This is a genomic window from Burkholderia plantarii (genome assembly GCF_001411805.1).
Taxonomy (GTDB): Bacteria; Pseudomonadota; Gammaproteobacteria; order Burkholderiales; family Burkholderiaceae; genus Burkholderia; species Burkholderia plantarii.
In genome coordinates, this window is the sequence record NZ_CP007212.1 from 3,527,546 (window position 1) to 3,544,581 (window position 17,036).

Here is a 17,036-nt window from a genome sequence, read left to right on the forward strand (position 1 = left end):
CGTCGTGCGCCCTCACCCGCCTTGCTGCATCCCGCACGCGCGAGCGTAGCGGGCAATCGTGTGGCGGATCCGGAACCGGACCCAGGCGGCCGGATCGTCGCCGAGCGCATGGGCGCGCCGCGCCTCGTAGACGTCCGGCAGCCACTGCGCGAGCAGCGTCTCGGGCGGCGCGCGCCGCGCGAGGTTCGCGAACAGGCGCGCGACCGCGGCGGCCACCATCGGCTGCAGCCAGTAGTAGCGGATCCGGTCGCTGTAGCTGAACTGGCGCGCGAGCCGCTGCGCGGCCGCGTCGCCGCGGTAATACGGCGCCCAGTGCTCGGGGCGCGCGAGCATCGCCTCGTCCACCACGTCGCGCAACCGCGAGCGCTGATTCTCGTCGACCAGCGCGTCCTCGACGTAGCTCAATGCGAACAGCGCCTCGCGCAACGCGAAGGTCAGGCCGGGGCCGACCTTCAGAATCGCGAAATGGTCGCGCACCAGCGCGGCGAGCGCGGCCTCGGTCTGGTAGTCGGTCGAGTGGGCCTCGAACACGAAACGCGGCACCTCGAGGATGCTGGCGGCGAGCGCCTCGGCGCGGGCCGGCGCGTAGTCGAGCACCTGGCGGTCGTCGAAATCGACGCCGGGCTGCGCGACCACCGCCACGGTGCGGGCCCAGGCCGCGTCGAGGCCGTAGCGCGCGAACGCGTCCTGGTGCGCGTCGAGCGTGGCGCGGATCGCCTCGGCGCGCGTCACCTTGATATGCGACATCGGGCCGGCGCCCGCTTCTTCATCTTGCAAGGCCGCCTCGCCACCGGTCTCGCCGCCCGGCACCGGCACCTCGGTGCCCACCACGTAGACGGGCGCCGTGCCGGCCGCCTCGGCCGCGGCTTCGGCCGCCGCGCAGAGCTGCGCGGCGCGTTCGGCGACGATCGTGTCGGTGAGCGGCGCGCTGTCGTCGGCGCAGGCCATGCTCGCGTCGAGATGGATCTTGGTGAAGCCGGCCGCCACGTAGGCGGCCACCATCGCCGCCGCCTCCTGCATCGCATCCTTCGCGCGCAGATGGCGCCACGGATTCGGGCCGAGGTGATCGCCGCCCAGCAGCAGCGCGTCGAGCGGGAAACCGGTGCGCGCGGCCAGCGCTTCCACGTCGCGGCGGAAATCGGCCGGCGTCGCGCCGGTGTAGCCGCCCTGATGGTTGACCTGGTTGCAGGTCGCCTCGATCAGCAGCGGCGAGCCGTCGTCGCGCGCGGCCTCGCACGCCGCCTCCAGCACCAGCGCGTGCGCGCTGCAGACCGAATAGATGCCGCGCCGCGCGCCGGCGCGATTGGCGCCGAAGATCGCGCCGAGCGTGCGGCCCGCGTCGACCACCTGCGCTTCCCGGCGCTCGCGGCGTTCGTGACGTTCGGCGGCGGAGCTCAGGCCGGACATGCGATCCCCCGGCGGGTCAGGAATTCGACGATCTCGGCCGGCGAGCTGTTGCCCTCCATCGGGCCGACCCTGGCCACCGCCAGCGCGCCAGCCGCGTTCGCGCGCGACAGCGCCGCGTCGATCGGCCAGCCCTGGATCAGGCTCGCCACCAGCGTGCCGCCGAAGCAGTCGCCGGCGCCGGTCGGATCGACCTCGGTGGTGTCGTAGCCGCCGATTTCGAGCTGGCCATTGCGGTCGAACGCGGCGCTGCCGGCCGCGCCGCGCTTGAGCACCACGCGCTCGAGCAGCGGCCGCGTGGCGAGCAGCCCGGCGATCGCACGCTCGGCCGGCTGCGGGCCGCAGAAGAACGGCAGGTCGGCCTCGCTCGGCAGGAACAGGTGACAGGCGTCGAGCAGTGCTTCGAGCGCGGCGCGCATCGGCTTGAACGCGGCCAGCATCTCGGCGCGCACGTTCGGATCGAACGAAATCTTCGCGCCCACGCGCGCGGCCTCGACCACGCCGCGCTTGACGGCGGCGATCGCGTTCTCGCTCGTCAGCGACGAGCCCATCACGTGGTAATAGCGGCAGCCCTCGAACAGCTCGGCCGTGACGTCGGCCGCCTCGAGCAGCGCCGAGGCGCTGCCATCGATGCTGTAGACGAACTGGCGGCTGCCGTCGTCGCGGTAGGCCACGAACGCGAGCCCGGTGGGGCGCGCCACGCGGCGGATCGCGCCGGTGCGCACGCCGTGCGAATCGAGCCGCGCGACGATCGCGTCGCCGAACGCATCAAGCCCGACGCAGCCCGCGTAGGCCACCGACACGCCGATGCGCGCAGCCTGATCGGCGAAGATCGCCGGCGCGCCGCTCGGGAACGGACCGGTGAATTCGCCCGGCGCCGCGAAACCCTGGCCGCGCTTCACGGCGACGAATTCGGCGAGCAGCTCGCCCGCGACGACGATCTCGGCCATGGCGTCAGCTCATCCAGTTGCCGCCGTCGACGTTGAGCGTCTGGGCGGTGATGTAGTCGGCGTCGGCCGAGGCAAGGAACAGCGCGGCGCCGGTCAGGTCGGCTGGCAGGCCCATGCGCCCCAGCGGCACCGCCTCGCCCACCAGGCGCTTCTTCTCGCCGAGCGGACGGTTCTCGTAGCGCGCGAACAGCGCATCGACCTGCTCCCACATCGGCGTGTCCACCACGCCCGGGGCGATGCCGTTGACGTTGATCTTGTGCGGCGCGAGCGCCAGCGCGGCCGATTGCGTGTAGCTGAGCACGGCGGCCTTGGTCGCGCAGTAGTGCGAGACCAGCGCCTCGCCGCGGCGGCCCGCCTGCGACGACATGTTGACGATCTTGCCGCCGCGGCCCTGCTCGACCATCCGCTGCGCGACCGCCTGCATCAGGAAGAACATGCCCTTCACGTTGACCGCGAACAGGCGGTCGAAGATGTCCCAGGATTCGTCGAGCAGCGGGCGCATGTCGAACAGCGCCGCGTTGTTGAACAGGATGTCGACGCCGCCGAACTGCTCGACGGCCGCGGCCACGATGCGCGCGATGTCCTCACGCCGCGTCACGTCCGCGGTGACCGCGATCGCACGCTCCGGATGCGCGGCCATCAGTGCCGCCAGCGAGCCGCCGGCCGGTTTCAGATCGACCAGCACGCAGCGCGCGCCCTCTTCCAGATATCGCTGCGCGACCGCCTCGCCGATGCCGCTGGCGGCGCCCGTCAGGATCGCGACCTTGTCCTGCAATCTCACTGGCTGTCTCCGATTTCGTTATTCGTGCTGTCATCCGGCATTCAGTGAGCTAACGCTCATCGAATGATCATTTGCTCAGATTGCGATCGAATAATCGGATACCACCGCGGGACTGTCAAGGCGAAAACGCCGCTTTCGATGATGCGCTGCCGCATCGCGCGGACGGCGGCGCGGCCGGGCTGGAAGAGCGCCGCCGCGGTTTCCGCAAGCCGGCCGCATGCACGATGGCTGGATACGTTATATCATCCGGCATCTTCCGCTTCTCGATGGTGTATCGCCATGGCCTCGACCTCGTCCCTGGATGCCCGCCTCGCCCGCGCCGACGCGTTCGCCGCCGAGCACGGCCTGACCTGGACGCCGCTGCGGCGGCAGGTCTACGAAAAGGTGCTGGCCGCGCAGAAGCCGATCGGCGCCTACGACCTGATCGCCGAACTCACGCCCGAACGCGGCCGCATGCCGCCCACCACCGTCTATCGCGCGCTCGATTTCCTCGTCGAGCACGGCTTCATCCACCGCATCGAGTCGCGCAACGCGTTCTTCGCCTGCTGCGAGATCGGCCCGCCCCACCAGGGGCAGTTCCTGATCTGCGAATCGTGCGGCGACACGGTCGAAATCCCCGGCGCCGATCTCGCGCGCCAGCTCTCCGCCAGCGAATCCGCCCACGGCTTCGAGATGCATCGTCAGGTGGTCGAACTGACGGGCCTCTGCGGCGAATGCAAAACCCACCCCAAGGGCGCGCCGAACGCGTGACCCGTCCCGCCGCGTGCCCCCGCAGGCGCGCGGCTCGCCCACCCCGTCGAGGAACAAGCATGACTTTCGCCGCCACGTCGCGCGCGCCGCTGCGCGCCCGCTCCCCCCGTGCCCCCCGCAACCGCCTGGCCCGCTGGCTCGCCGCCGGCTGCGCCGCGCTCGCGCTCGCCGCGCCGGCGCTCGCGCAGGCCGCGAAGCTGCAGGTGGTGGCCGCCGAGAATTTCTACGGCGACGTGGTCCGGCAGATAGGCGGCGCCAACGTGGCGGTGTCGAGCATCCTCAGCAATCCGGACCAGGATCCGCACCTGTTCGAGGCGAGCCCGAAGACGGCGCGCGAGCTGCAGCACGCGAACCTGGTGGTCTACAACGGCGCCGACTACGATCCGTGGATGGCCAAGCTGCTGGCCGCGTCGAACAACGCCGCGCGCAAGACCATCGTGGTGGCCGACCTGGTCGGCAAAAAGCCCGGCGACAACCCGCACCTCTGGTACGATCCGGCCACGATGCCGGCCGCCGCGCGCGCCATCGCCGCCGCCCTCACGGCGGCCGATCCCGCGCACCAGGCCGACTACGAGAAGAACCTCGCGAGCTTCGTCGCCTCGCTCAAGCCGATCGACGCGAAGGTCGCCGCGCTGCGCGCGCAGTACCAAGGCGTGCCGGTGACGGCCACCGAGCCGGTGTTCGGCTACATGTCGGACGCGATCGGCCTGACGATGCGCAACCTGAGCTTCCAGCTCGCGACCATGAACGACACCGAGGCGAGCGCGAGCGACATCGCGGCGTTCGAGAAAGACCTCCGCACGCGCCAGGTGCGCGCGCTGATCTACAACAGCCAGGCCGAGGAGCCGATGACCAGGCGCATGCTCAAGATCGCGAAGGACGCGTCCGTGCCGACCGTCAGCGTCACCGAGACCGAACCGGCCGGCAAGACCTTCCAGCAGTGGATGCTCGCGCAGCTCGATGCGCTGGGCGCCGCGCTGGGCCACCACTGAGACCATGACCGCCGCTGCTTCCGCCGCGCTCGCGCTCGATCGCGTCACGCTCGAACTGGGCGGGCGCACCATCCTGCGCGACGTCAGCCTGGCCGTCGAGGCCGGCGAATTCGTCGGCGTGCTCGGCCCGAACGGCGCCGGCAAGACCACGCTGATGCGCGCCGTGCTGGGCCTCGTGCCGGCCTCGCGCGGCACCATCTCGGTGGCCGGCGCGCCGGTCTCGCGCGGCAATCCGGCGATCGGCTACATGCCGCAGATCCGCAGCGCGCTGGCCGGGCGCCGCGTGCGCGGCCACGACTTCGTGGCGATGGCCGCCGACGGCCACCGCTGGGGGCTGCCGCGCGCGAACCCGGCGGTGCGCGCCGACGTGGCGCGCGTGCTCGACCTGGTGGGCGCCGCGGCGCTCGCGCAGCGCCCGCTGTCCGAACTGTCGGGCGGCGAGCGCCAGCGCCTGCTGCTCGCGCAGTGCCTGCTCGGCGCGCCGAAACTGCTGCTGCTCGACGAGCCGCTGATCAGCCTCGACCCGCATCACCAGCGCGGCGTGGTGGAACTGGTGCGGCGCGTGCAGCGCGAGCTCGGCATCACCGTGCTGTTCTCGGCGCACGAGCTGAACCCGCTGCTGAACGCGCTCGACCGCGTGCTCTATCTCGGCAACGGCACCGCCGCGCTCGGCACCGTCGACGAGGTGATCACGCGGCCGGTGCTGTCGCGCCTGTATGGTTCGCCGATCGACGTGATGCACGTGAACGGCCGGATCTTCGTGATGTCGGGCGACGTCGAGGTGGAGAAGCACGATCACGAACACGAGGACGACGGCCACCACGGACACGGGCACGTCCATGCGCATTCACATGGGCACGGCCACGATCATTCGCACGGCACTTCGCACGAGTAGGCGCACGATGTTTGAATACGAATTCATGGTCAACGCGTTCGCCGCGGCGGGGATCGTCGCGGTGCTGGCCGGCGTGGTCGGCTATTTCCTGGTGCTGCGCGGCCAGACCTTCGCCGGCCATGCGCTCTCGCACGTCGGCTTCACCGGCGCCACCGGCGCGGTGCTGCTCGGCGTCTCGCCGATCTGGGGGATGGTGGGCTTCACGCTCGCGGCCGGCATCGCGATGGGCGCGCTCGGCGAACGGCTCGCGGGCCGCGACGTCGCGATCGGCGTGATCCTCTCGGTCGCGCTCGGCGCGGGCCTGCTGTTCCTGCATTTCTACACGAGCTACGCGACCCAGGTCACCGCGCTGCTGTTCGGCAACGTGCTCGGCGTGAGCCACGCCACGCTGATGGTGCTGGCCGGGATCGGCGCGGTCAGCCTGATCGCGCTCGCGGTGATCCTGCGCCCGCTCGTGTTCGCCTCGCTGCAGCCGGAGCTGGCCGAGGCCAAGGGCGTCTCGCTGCGGCTCGTGTCGGTGCTGTTCCTCGCGATCTGCGCGCTCGCGGTGGCCGCCTGCACGCAGATCGTCGGCGTGCTGCTGGTGTTCACGCTGCTGGTGGGGCCGGCCTCGGCCGCCCAGAACCTCACCACGCGGCTCGCCGCCGGCGTCTGGCTCGCCGCGCTGTTCGCGCTCGGCGAGGCCTGGCTCGGCATCACGCTCGCCTACTACACCGACTGGCCGACCAGCTTCTGGATCACCGCGCTGTCGGCGCTCGTCTACGCGGCAAGCCTCGGCGGGCGCCGGCTCACGACGAGCGCCTCGGCCTGAGGCGGGCCCGCGCGAGCCCGGCCGCGACGCACGAAACAAAAAGCCCGCCGGCGCGCTCGAGCGCGTGCCGGCGGGCTTCGTCATTTCACGGTCCGGGCGGGCGACAGCGGATCGCCGCCGCCCGCGCCGTCACGCGAGCAGCGTGCACGCGTGATGCGCGAGGTGATCGGCGACGAACGTCGAGATGAAGTAATAGCCGTGGTCGTAGCCTTCGTGGCGGCGCAGCGTGAGCGGCTGGCCGGCCTCGCGGCAGGCGGCCTCGAACACTTCGGGATTGAGCTGGGTTGGCAGGAACTTGTCGGCCAGCCCCTGATCGATGAGGATCCCGTCTGCATAGCGCGGCGCGTCGCTGCGCGCGACCAGTTCGCTCGCGTCGTGCGCCTTCCAGACCTCGCGATCCTCGCCGAGATAGCCGCTGAACGCCTTCTCGCCCCACGCGCAGCGCATCGGCGCGGCGATCGGCGCGAACGCCGACACCGAACGGAACACGCCCGGGTGCCGCAGCGCGAGCGTCAGCGCGCCATGGCCGCCCATCGAATGGCCGAAGATGCCGAGCCGCGTGCCCTCGATCGGCAGCGCGCCAAGCACCAGCGCGCGCAGCTCGTCCATCAGGTACGACTCCATCCGGTAGTGCGTGGCCCACGGCGCCTCGGTGGCGTCGAGATAGAAGCCCGCGCCCACGCCGAAATCCCAGGCATCGGCCTCGCCCGGCACGCCCGCGCCGCGCGGGCTCGTGTCGGGCGCGATCAGCGCGATGCCGTGCTCGGCCGCGAAGCGCTGCGCGCCGGCCTTGGTCATGAAGGTTTCCTCGGTGCAGGTGAGCCCCGCCAGGAAGAACAGCGCGGGCACGCGCGTGCCGTCCTCCACCGCCTGTCGCGGCAGGTACACCGAGAACTTCATCGGCAGGCCGATGGTCGAGGACTCGTGGCGATAGAAACGCTGCTCGCCGCCGAAGCACGCATGCGACGCAACCAGTTCGAGCATGATCGCTGCCTCCGGATCAGTAGAGCACGACCGAGCGGATCGACTCGCCCTTCTTCATCAGGTCGAAGCCGTCGTTGATCCGATCGAGCGGCAGCCGGTGCGTGATCAGGTCGTCGATATTGAGCTTGCCTTCCATGTACCAGTCGACGATCTTCGGCACGTCGGTGCGCCCGCGTGCGCCGCCGAACGCCGAGCCCTTCCATTCGCGGCCCGTGACGAGCTGGAACGGTCGCGTGCTGATCTCCTGGCCGGCCGCCGCCACGCCGATGATGAACGACTGGCCCCAGCCCTTGTGGGTGCATTCGAGCGCCTGGCGCATGGTGGTGACGTTGCCGATGCACTCGAACGAGTAGTCGGCGCCGCCGTCGGTCAGCTGGACGATCTGGTCGACCACGTTCTCGACGTCCTTCGGGTTGATGAAGTGCGTCATGCCGAACTTCTTCGCGAGCTCGACGCGCGCCGGGTTGATGTCGACGCCGATGATCTTGTCGGCGCCCACCATCTTCGCGCCCTGGATCACGTTCAGGCCGATCCCGCCGAGGCCGAACACCACCACGTTCGCGCCGGCCTCGACCTTCGCCGAGTAGACCACCGCGCCCACGCCCGTCGTCACGCCGCAGCCGATGTAGCAGACCTTGTCGAACGGCGCGTCCTCGCGGATCTTCGCGACCGCGATCTCGGGCACGACGATGTAGTTCGAGAACGTGGAGGTGCCCATGTAGTGGAAGATCGGCTTGCCGTCGAGCGAGAAGCGCGAAGTCGCGTCGGGCATCAGGCCCTTGCCTTGCGTGGCGCGGATCTTCTGGCACAGGTTGGTCTTGCGCGACAGGCAGAACTTGCACTCGCGGCATTCCGGCGTGTAGAGCGGAATCACGTGGTCGCCCTTCCTCAGCGTGCCGACGCCGGGGCCGACGTCCACCACCACGCCCGCGCCCTCGTGGCCGAGGATCGCCGGGAAGATCCCTTCCGGATCGGCGCCCGACAGCGTGTAGTAGTCGGTATGGCAGATCCCCGTGGCCTTCACCTCGATCAGCACCTCGCCCGCGCGCGGGCCTTCCAGATCCACTTCCTCGATGGTCAGCGGCGCACCGGCCTTCCATGCGATCGCGGCTTTCGTCTTCATCGTGATGCTCCTTGTCTGTGACGTTGCGGGGTTGCTCGCCGCGGACGGCGCCGGGCGACGGCCGAAGCCGTGCCCGGACACGGCGCACGGCGCGCGCCATGCCGCGAGATGCGCCGGGCCGGCGCGGCGGAACCAGCCGGAAGTGTAAACGCCGGCCGCGAAAACTGGCATGGCGCCACGCGACGAATCGATGTCGCCTCGCGCCGCCAGCCGGTTTCGTCGGTCGATTCGCGGGCCGTCCAGCCCGTCCCGGCATCGAAAAAATCCGTCCGCGCGGGCCGTCGGCGACACCGCTCGAACCGCGATCCGACCCCGCGAAAACCCTTGCGCCCCGGGTAAACCCAGCCGGTCGGGCAGCCGGCCCAAAGTGGCCTCATGCGCCATGCTGGATACAGACAATAACCAAGCCGATATTTGGCACCGGCGCCACGCTGTTTTTGACTGGATATAACTCCCGGCAATCCCACCCCAGCGGGCGTCCCCCATGAATTCTCGGCATCCGGCATCGAAAAACGCATATCCCGCCCGCAAACCGCGGAATAGCGCCCAGTACTCTTGTTGGCCCGCGTCGATGCGCATACCTTCACACCACCCCGACAACAAGATCATGGAGTGAGACAGATGCAATCGAACACGGTCCATCCGTGCGACGAGATTTTGCCCGCCGGCAAGCTCGTCACCCTGGGTCTGCAGCACGTGCTCGTGATGTACGCCGGCGCCGTCGCCGTGCCGCTCATCATCGGCGGCGCGCTGAAGCTGCCGAAAGACCAGATCGCGTTCCTGATCAGCGCCGACCTGTTCGCATGCGGGATCGCCACGCTGATCCAGACGCTTGGCGTCTGGATCTTCGGCATCCGCCTGCCGGTGATCATGGGCTGCACGTTCGCCTCGGTCGGCCCGCTGATCGCGATCGGCACCAATCCGAGCCTGGGCCTGCTCGACGTATTCGGCTCGACCATCGCGGCCGGCGTGATCGGCATCGTGATCGCGCCGGTGATCGGCAAGCTGCTGCGCTTCTTTCCACCGGTGGTGGTGGGCACCGTGATCGCGGTGATCGGGCTGTCGCTGATGGGAGTCGGCATCAACTGGGCCGCGGGCGGCGTGGGCAACCCCGAATACGGCAACCCGGTGTTCCTCGGCCTGTCGCTGCTGGTGCTCACGCTGATCCTGATGATCAACAAGTTCGGCCGCGGCTTCTTCGCCAACATCGCGGTGCTGCTCGGCCTCGTGGCCGGCTTCGTGATCGCGCTGACGCTCGGGCGCGTCGATCTCGACGGCGTCGCGGCCGCGCCCTGGGTCGGCTTCGTGATGCCGTTCCACTTCGGCATGCCGCACTTCGACGCGCTGTCGATCGCGACCATGGTGATCGTGATGTTCGTCACGTTCATCGAATCGACCGGCATGTTCCTCGCGGTCGGCGACATGGTCGACCGCCCGGTGGATCAGCAGGCGCTGGTGCGCGGCCTGCGCGTGGACGGCCTCGGCACGCTGATCGGCGGCATCTTCAATTCGTTTCCGCACACCTCGTTCTCGCAGAACGTCGGGCTGGTCGGCGTGACCGGCGTGAAGAGCCGCTTCGTGTGCGTGATGGGCGGCGTGATCCTGGTGCTGCTCGGGCTGTTCCCGAAGATGGCGCAGATCGTCGCTTCGGTGCCGGCCTTCGTGCTTGGCGGCGCCGGCATCGTGATGTTCGGGATGGTGGCCGCGAACGGCGTGAAGACGCTCTCGCGCGTCGACTTCGTCAGCAACCACAACAACCTGTTCGTGGTCGCGGTCAGCATCGGGCTCGGCCTCGTGCCGGTGGTCTCGCCGCACTTCTTCGCGAAGCTGCCGGGCGCGCTCGCGCCGATCCTGCATAGCGGCATCCTGCTCGCCTCGGTGTCGGCGGTGCTGCTGAATCTCGTGTTCAACGGCGTGAAGAGCGAGCAGCAGGCCGAGTGCGAGATCCGCCGCGCCGGCCACGATCTCGAACGGCATCCGGCCGGCCTGCACTGAGCGGAACAGCCGGCCTGCCGTGCCGCGGGCAGGCGGAGACGGACGCGACACCCGGCTCCGGCCGGGTGTCGCGTTTTGCGGCGCCGAAAAAACGACACCCCGGCAAGCCGTGAGGCCTGCCGGGGTGTCGTGTCGTGTTGCCGGGTTCGGGGCACGCGGGCCGGCGTTGCCACCGCCCACCCGCCTCGATCGTGGCTCAGCCCGCCGGGGCTTGCGAAGCCGGCGCCGCCGGCGCCGCAGCCTTGCCGTAATCGACCGGCGCATCGGCCTCGCGCGGCGTGTCGCCCGAGTGCTCGATCCAGCCACCGCCCAGCGCACGGTACAGGTCCACCAGATTCGTCCAGCGCGACAGCCGCGCCGATATCAGCGACTGCTGCGCCGTGTACAGGTCCGTCTGCGCCGTCAGCACCGTCAGGTAGTTGTCCACCCCGTTCTTGTAACGCAAATCCGACAGGTCGTAGCGACGCTGCTGCGCCTGCTCGTTGCGTTGCAGCGCCGCGATCTGCTGGTCGAACGTCCCGCGCGCGGCCAGACCGTCCGACACTTCCTGGAACGCCGTCTGGATCGCCTTCTCGTAGTTCGCCACCTCGATGCGCTTCTGCACGTGCGCCAAGTCGAGGTTCGCCAGGTTCGAGCCGCCCTCGAAGATCGGCAGCGTGATGTCCGGCGCGAACGACCAGGCCGCCGTCCCCGCCTTGAACAGCCCGCCCAGCGTCGGGCTCGCCGTGCCGAACGCGCCCGTCAGCGAGATGCGCGGGAAGAACGCCGCGCGCGCCGCGCCGATGTTCGCGTTGGCCGCGCGCAGCGTCTGCTCGGCCTCCATGATGTCGGGCCGGCGCGTGAGCAGGTCCGACGGCAGCCCCGCCGGGATGTCCGTCAGCAGGTCCTGCGAGTCGAGCGGCAGCCCCGCCGGCAGGTCCTCCGGCAGCGGCTCGCCCACCAGCACCACCAGCGCGTTGAGCGCCTGTGCCCGCGCGCGCGCCTGCGCCTGCTGGTTCGCCAGCGCCTGCTCGACCACCGTCTGCGCCTGACGCAGGTCCAGCTCCGAGCCGGTGCCGTTGTCGAACTGCAGCTTGGTCAGGTTGTACGAGGACTGCGCCGTCTTCAGCGTGTCCTCCGTCACCTTCAGCAGGTCGTCGGTGGACAGCACCGTCAGGTACTGGTCCGCCACCTGCGAGATCAGCGAGATCTCCGCGGCCTTGCGCGCCTGCGCCGTCGACAGGTATTGCGCGAGCGCCTGGTCCTTCAGGCTCTGGATCCGGCCGAACAGGTCCAGCTCCCACGATGCCGAGAGCCCGACGTTGTAGGTGCGCGTGATGAGCGGGCCGTTGGTGGTCGAGACCCCGGCCGGCAGCCGCTGCAGCGAGCCGGTGCCGGTGCCGCCCAGCGTGGGCAGCAGCTCGGCGCGCGTGATCTGGTACTGCGCGCGCGCCGCCTCGACGTTGAGCACCGACACGCGCAGGTCGCGGTTGTTCTTCAGCGCCAGCTCGATCAGCTGCCGCAGCCGCGGATCGGTGAAGAAGTTGCGCCAGCCGATGTCGCTGGCGGCCTGGCCGTTCGCGCTCTTGGTCGCGCTCGCGCCCGGCTGCGTCGCGTAGACGCCGTCGGACGGGAACGCGTTCGCGACCGGCGCGTCCGGACGCTCGTAGTGCGGTGCCAGCGTGCAGCCGCTGGCCACCAGTGCGACCGTGATCGCGGATAAGACGTGTTTACGCATGGTCAATGTCCGTGGTTGCCGTCGTCGCGTTGCGACTGATGCGCGTGTTCCCGCGCGAGACGCAGCGCTTCGTCGGCGTCTTCCTTCTCGCCGCCGAAGATCGCCCGCACCTTCACGAAGAACATGGGGATCATGAAGATCGCGAGGAACGTCGCGGTCAACATCCCGCCGATCACGCCGGTGCCGATCGCGTGCTGGCTCGCCGAGCCCGCGCCGTTGCTGATCGCGAGCGGCAGCACGCCGAGGATGAACGCGAGCGAGGTCATCAGGATCGGGCGCAGCCGCAGCCGCGCCGCTTCCAGCGCCGCCTCGACCGGCCCCATCTTCTCGCCGATCTGCAGCTCGCGCGCGAATTCCACGATCAGGATCGCGTTCTTCGCCGACAGCCCCACCGTGGTCAGCAGGCCGACCTGGAAGAACACGTCGTTCTCGAGCCCGCGCACCGTGGTGGCGATCAGCGCGCCGATCACGCCGAGCGGCACCACCATGATCACCGAGAACGGGATCGACCAGCTTTCATACAGCGCCGCCAGACACAGGAACACCACCAGGATCGAGATCGCGTAGAGGATCGGCGCCTGCGAGCCCGACTGGATTTCCTGGAACGAGAGGCCCGTCCACGAATAGCCGATGCCGTTCGGCAGCTTCTGCGAGATCTTCTCCATGGCCGCCATCGCCTGGCCGGTACTGTTGCCCGGCGACGCCTGCCCCTGGATTTCCACCGACGAGATGCCGTTGTAGCGCTCCAGCTTCGGCGAACCGTAGGTCCAGTGGCCGGTCGCGAACGCGCTGAACGGCACCATCCCGCCCGCGCTGTTGCGCACGTACCAGATGTTCAGGTCTTCGGGCGTGACGCGGAACGGCGAGTCGGCCTGCACGTACACCTTCTTGATCCGGCCGTCGGTATCGAGGAAGTTGTTGACGTACTGCGAGGCCCACGCGATCGAGAACGTCTGGTCGATCGAGGCCGGCGTCACGCCGAGCGCATTGGCCTTCTCGCGGTCGATGTCGACCTTGAACTGCGGCGTGTCGTTGAGGCCGTTCGGACGCACGCCCTGCAGCGTCGGATCCTTCGACGCGACGCCGAGCAGCTGGTTGCGCGCGGCCATCAGCGCATCGTGGCCGAGACCGGCGTTGTCGGTCAGCTCGAAGTCGAAGCCGGCGGCGGTGCCGAGTTCCGGAATCGACGGCGGGTTGAACGGCACGACGATTGCGTCCTTGTAGCCGCCGTAGCGCCCGAACATCCGGCCGATCAGCGCCTGCACCTTCTGGTTCGCGCTCTGGCGCACCGAGTAGTCCTTCAGCCGCACGAACACGAGGCCCGAATTCTGGCCACGACCCGCGAAGCTGAAGCCGTTCACGGTGAACGCCGATTCGACGATGTCCTTCTCCTGGTTGAGCAGGTAGTCGGTGATGTTCTTCAGCGTGCGCGCCGTGGTTTCCTGCGTGGAGCCCGACGGCGTCTGCACGATCACGAACATCAGGCCCTGATCCTCATCCGGCAGGAACGACTTCGGCAGCCGCACGAACAGCAGCCCGACCGCGACGATCACCACCAGATAGATGATCAGCCAGCGGCCCGAACGCTTGATCACGTGATGCACGCCCGAGTGGTACTTGTCGCGGCTGCGGTTGAAGTTGCGGTTGAACCAGCCGAAGAAACCCTTCCTCTCCTCGTGGTGATCGGGACCCACCGGCTTCAGGAGGGTCGCGCACAGCGCCGGCGTGAGAATCAGCGCCACCAGCACCGACAGCACCATCGCCGAGACGATCGTCAGCGAGAACTGCCGGTAGATCGCGCCCACCGAACCGCCCGAGAACGCCACCGGCACGAACACCGCCGACAGCACCAGCGCCACGCCCACCAGCGCGCTGGTGATCTGGCCCATCGCCTTCTTGGTCGCTTCCTTCGGCGAGAGGCCGTCCTCCACCATCACGCGCTCGACGTTCTCCACCACCACGATCGCATCGTCCACCAGCAGGCCGATCGCGAGCACCAGGCCGAACATCGACAGCGTGTTGATCGAGAAGCCCGCCGCGGCCATGATCGCGAACGTGCCGAGCAGCACCACCGGCACCGCGATGGTCGGGATCAGCGTCGCGCGCAGGTTCTGCAGGAACAGGTACATCACGAGGAACACCAGCACGATGCCTTCCAGCAGCGTCTTGACCACTTCCTCGATCGACAGGCGCACGAACGGCGTCGTGTCATACGGGTACTTCACCACCAGCCCGTGCGGGAAGTACTTCGACAGTTCGTCGATCTTCGCGCGCACCGCGTTGGCCGTCTGCAGCGCGTTCGCGTTGGTCGCGAGCTGGATGCCGAGGCCGGCCGTGGGCTGGTTGTTGTACTTCGTGTCGAAGTTGTAGTTCTCGCCGCCGAGGCTCATCGTCGCGACGTCCTTCAGGCGCACCTGCGAGCCGTCCTGATTGACCTTCAGCAGGATGTTGCCGAACTCCTCGGGCGTCTGCAGCAGCGTCTGCTCGGTGATGGTGGCCTGCAGCACCGTGCCGGGCTTGGCCGGCGTGCCGCCGATCTGGCCGCCCGCGATCTGCACGTTCTGCGCCGTGATCGCGGCCGTCACGTCGGATGGCGTGAGGCTGTAGTTGGTCAGCTTGTTCGGATCGAGCCAGACGCGCATCGCGTACTGCGAGCCGAACAGCGTGACGGTACCGACGCCGTTCAGACGGCTGACCGGATCCTGCACGTGCGAGGCGACGTAGTTCGCGAGGTCGTACTTGTTCATGCTGCCGTCTTCGGACACGAACGCGAGCACCAGCAGGAAGCTGCTGCTCGACTTCGTGACCTTCAGGCCGAGCTGCTGCACCACCTGCGGCAGGATCGGCGTGGCCAGCGACAGCTTGTTTTGCACCTGCACCTGCGCGATGTCCGGATTGGTGCCGGCCGCGAACGTCAGCGTGATGGTCGACGTACCGGAATCGTCACTGGTGGACGACATGTACAGGAAGTTGTCGAGACCGCTCATCTGCTGCTCGATCACCTGCGTGACCGTGTCCTCGACCGTCTTCGCCGACGCACCCGGATAGGTGGCGGAGATCTGGATCGACGGCGGCGCGATCGTCGGATACTGCGAGATCGGCAGCGTGAAGATCGCCGCGACACCCGCGAGCATCAGGATGATGGCGATCACCCACGCGAAGATTGGCCGATCGATAAAAAACTTTGCCATGAAACAGGCCCCCTGTGATTACGCGCCCGAAGCCGCCGTCGCACTCGTTGCCGAACCGGCCGCCGCGCTGGCGGGTGCCGCCGACGAGGCGCCGGAAGCGCCCGCCGCACCCGATGCACCCGCTGCGTCCGGGTTGGCGTTGCCGGTGTCCGCCGCGCTTTGCGGCGCGTTCGCGTCCGGCGCGGGCGGCAGCTGCGCCGGCACCGCCTTGACGGCCATGCCCGGCTGCACCTTCGCCACGCCCTGCACGATCACGCGGTCGCCCGCCTGCAGGCCGCCCTCGACGACCCAGTCCTGGCCGTGCGTGCCGCTGGTCTTCAGCACGCGTGTGGCAACCTTGCCGTCCTGGCCCACCACCAGCGCGGTCGGCTGGCCCTTCGGGTCGTGCTGCACGCCGATCTGCGGCACCAGGAACGCGTTGTCGTTGACGCCTTCCTCGATGCGCGCGCGCACGAACATGCCCGGCAGCAGCACGCGGTTCGGATTCGGGAAGATCGCGCGGATCGTCACCGAGCCGGTGGTCTGGTCCACCGTCACGTCGGTGAACTGCAGCTTGCCCTCGGTCGAGTAGGTGCGGCCGTCCTCGAGGATCAGCGACACCTTCGCCGCGTTCGGGCCGGCCGTCTTCACGCGCCCGCTCTGGATGTCCTGGCGCAGCTTCAGGCCGTCGAGGCTCGATTGCGTGAGATCCACGTACATCGGGTCGAGCTGCTGCACGGTCGACATCAGCGTCGCCGCGCTGGCCTGCACGTAGGCGCCCGGCGTGACCTGCGAGATCCCGACGCGGCCCGAGATCGGCGAGAGCACGTCGGTGTAGCCGAGGTTGATCTGCGCGGTGTCCACGGCCGCCTTGCCCGACGCGACGTCGGCCGCGGCCTGGCCGGCCGAGGCCACGGCGTTGTCGTAGTCCTGCTTGCTGACCGCGTTGGCGGCCACCAGCACCTTGTAGCGCGCGGCCTGCGCGTTGGTCGAGACGAGGTTCGCCTGAGCCTTCGCGAGCGTGGCTTTGGCACTGTTGAGCGTGGCGAGGTACGGCGCCGGGTCGATCTTGTAGAGGCGCTGGCCGGCCTTCACGTCGGAGCCTTCGGTGAATTCGCGACGCAGCACGATGCCGTCGACGCGCGCCCGGACCTGGGCCACCAGGAACGCATTGGTGCGACCCGGTAACTCGCTGACCACCGGTACCGATTGCGGCTGCACCGTCACGACGCCGACTTCCGGCATCTGTTGTTGCGGTGCCGGTTGTTTTTTTCCACAAGCGGCAAGGAATACGGCTGCCGCGGCAACACTGATTAAGCGGTATGGAACCCGTTCGACGCGCATGGAGCGACCTCATTTGTAACAAAAGAATTGAGTGCGGGCTGGAGCCACGACACGAACGCGCCTTGCGGCGCTGATCGAACCCACCAGATGCTGGACTGCGAATACGACAACGGCACACCA

Annotated in this window: 13 protein-coding genes; 5 read left to right on the plus strand and 8 right to left on the minus strand. The window is 68.9% G+C overall.

What is annotated here, in order from left to right; all coding sequences use genetic code 11:
• Positions 1-12: 12 nt before the first annotated feature.
• Genes bpln_RS15125 through bpln_RS15135 form a run of 3 tightly spaced genes read right to left on the minus strand, consistent with a single transcriptional unit; the run spans position 13 to position 3,135 of the window.
• Positions 13-1,407 (minus strand): D-tagatose-bisphosphate aldolase, class II, non-catalytic subunit, encoded by a 1,395-nt coding sequence (locus bpln_RS15125; RefSeq protein WP_055139187.1) that lies wholly within the window; start codon positions 1,405-1,407, stop codon positions 13-15.
• Entirely contained in the window at positions 1,395-2,354 is a 960-nt protein-coding gene (locus bpln_RS15130) for a sugar kinase (protein WP_055139188.1), read from the minus strand. The genes bpln_RS15125 and bpln_RS15130 overlap by 13 nt, the downstream gene beginning before the upstream one ends.
• Before the next feature lie 4 nt (positions 2,355-2,358).
• Positions 2,359-3,135, minus strand: a complete 777-nt coding sequence (locus tag bpln_RS15135; RefSeq protein WP_042625870.1) for an L-iditol 2-dehydrogenase — start codon at positions 3,133-3,135, stop codon at positions 2,359-2,361.
• Positions 3,136-3,414: 279 nt separating this feature from the next.
• Between bpln_RS15135 and bpln_RS15140 the strand changes: the two genes are divergently transcribed.
• Genes bpln_RS15140 through bpln_RS15155 form a run of 4 tightly spaced genes read left to right on the plus strand, consistent with a single transcriptional unit; the run spans position 3,415 to position 6,583 of the window.
• The gene (locus bpln_RS15140; RefSeq protein WP_042625871.1) at positions 3,415-3,885 is read left to right on the plus strand and encodes a Fur family transcriptional regulator; all 471 of its coding nucleotides are present in this window, start codon (positions 3,415-3,417) and stop codon (positions 3,883-3,885) included.
• Positions 3,886-3,944: 59 nt separating this feature from the next.
• Positions 3,945-4,877, plus strand: coding sequence for a metal ABC transporter solute-binding protein, Zn/Mn family (locus tag bpln_RS15145; RefSeq protein ID WP_055139189.1), 933 nt, complete (start codon positions 3,945-3,947; stop codon positions 4,875-4,877).
• A gap of 4 nt (positions 4,878-4,881) precedes the next feature.
• Positions 4,882-5,772, plus strand: coding sequence for an ABC transporter ATP-binding protein (locus tag bpln_RS15150; protein ID WP_055139550.1), 891 nt, complete (start codon positions 4,882-4,884; stop codon positions 5,770-5,772).
• Between the two features lie 7 nt (positions 5,773-5,779).
• The gene (locus tag bpln_RS15155; protein WP_055139190.1) at positions 5,780-6,583 is read left to right on the plus strand and encodes a metal ABC transporter permease; all 804 of its coding nucleotides are present in this window, start codon (positions 5,780-5,782) and stop codon (positions 6,581-6,583) included.
• 129 nt (positions 6,584-6,712) lie between these two features.
• Here bpln_RS15155 and fghA read toward each other — a convergent pair whose 3' ends face one another.
• Both fghA and bpln_RS15165 read right to left on the minus strand, forming a co-directional pair.
• Positions 6,713-7,567: an S-formylglutathione hydrolase gene (gene fghA, locus bpln_RS15160; RefSeq protein WP_055139191.1), complete on the minus strand. Its 855-nt coding sequence runs from the start codon at positions 7,565-7,567 to the stop codon at positions 6,713-6,715.
• 16 nt (positions 7,568-7,583) lie between these two features.
• A complete protein-coding gene (locus bpln_RS15165) occupies positions 7,584-8,690 on the minus strand; it encodes an S-(hydroxymethyl)glutathione dehydrogenase/class III alcohol dehydrogenase (RefSeq protein WP_042625875.1) in 1,107 nt (368 codons plus the stop codon).
• Positions 8,691-9,311: 621 nt separating this feature from the next.
• Here bpln_RS15165 and bpln_RS15170 point away from each other — a divergent pair.
• Positions 9,312-10,685 carry a nucleobase:cation symporter-2 family protein gene (locus bpln_RS15170; protein WP_042625876.1) on the plus strand — a complete coding sequence of 458 codons (1,374 nt, stop codon included), beginning with the start codon at positions 9,312-9,314 and terminating at the stop codon, positions 10,683-10,685.
• Between the two features lie 196 nt (positions 10,686-10,881).
• Here the strand turns inward: bpln_RS15170 and bpln_RS15175 are convergent, their stop codons facing one another.
• Genes bpln_RS15175 through bpln_RS15185 form a run of 3 tightly spaced genes read right to left on the minus strand, consistent with a single transcriptional unit; the run spans position 10,882 to position 16,916 of the window.
• Positions 10,882-12,402, minus strand: a complete 1,521-nt coding sequence (locus tag bpln_RS15175) for an efflux transporter outer membrane subunit (RefSeq protein ID WP_055139192.1) — start codon at positions 12,400-12,402, stop codon at positions 10,882-10,884.
• A gap of 2 nt (positions 12,403-12,404) precedes the next feature.
• Positions 12,405-15,593, minus strand: coding sequence for an efflux RND transporter permease subunit (locus tag bpln_RS15180; protein WP_055139193.1), 3,189 nt, complete (start codon positions 15,591-15,593; stop codon positions 12,405-12,407).
• Positions 15,594-15,611: 18 nt separating this feature from the next.
• Complete coding sequence (locus bpln_RS15185) at positions 15,612-16,916, minus strand: efflux RND transporter periplasmic adaptor subunit (protein ID WP_042625879.1); 1,305 nt, start codon at positions 16,914-16,916, stop codon at positions 15,612-15,614.
• Between the last annotated feature and the right edge of the window lie 120 nt (positions 16,917-17,036).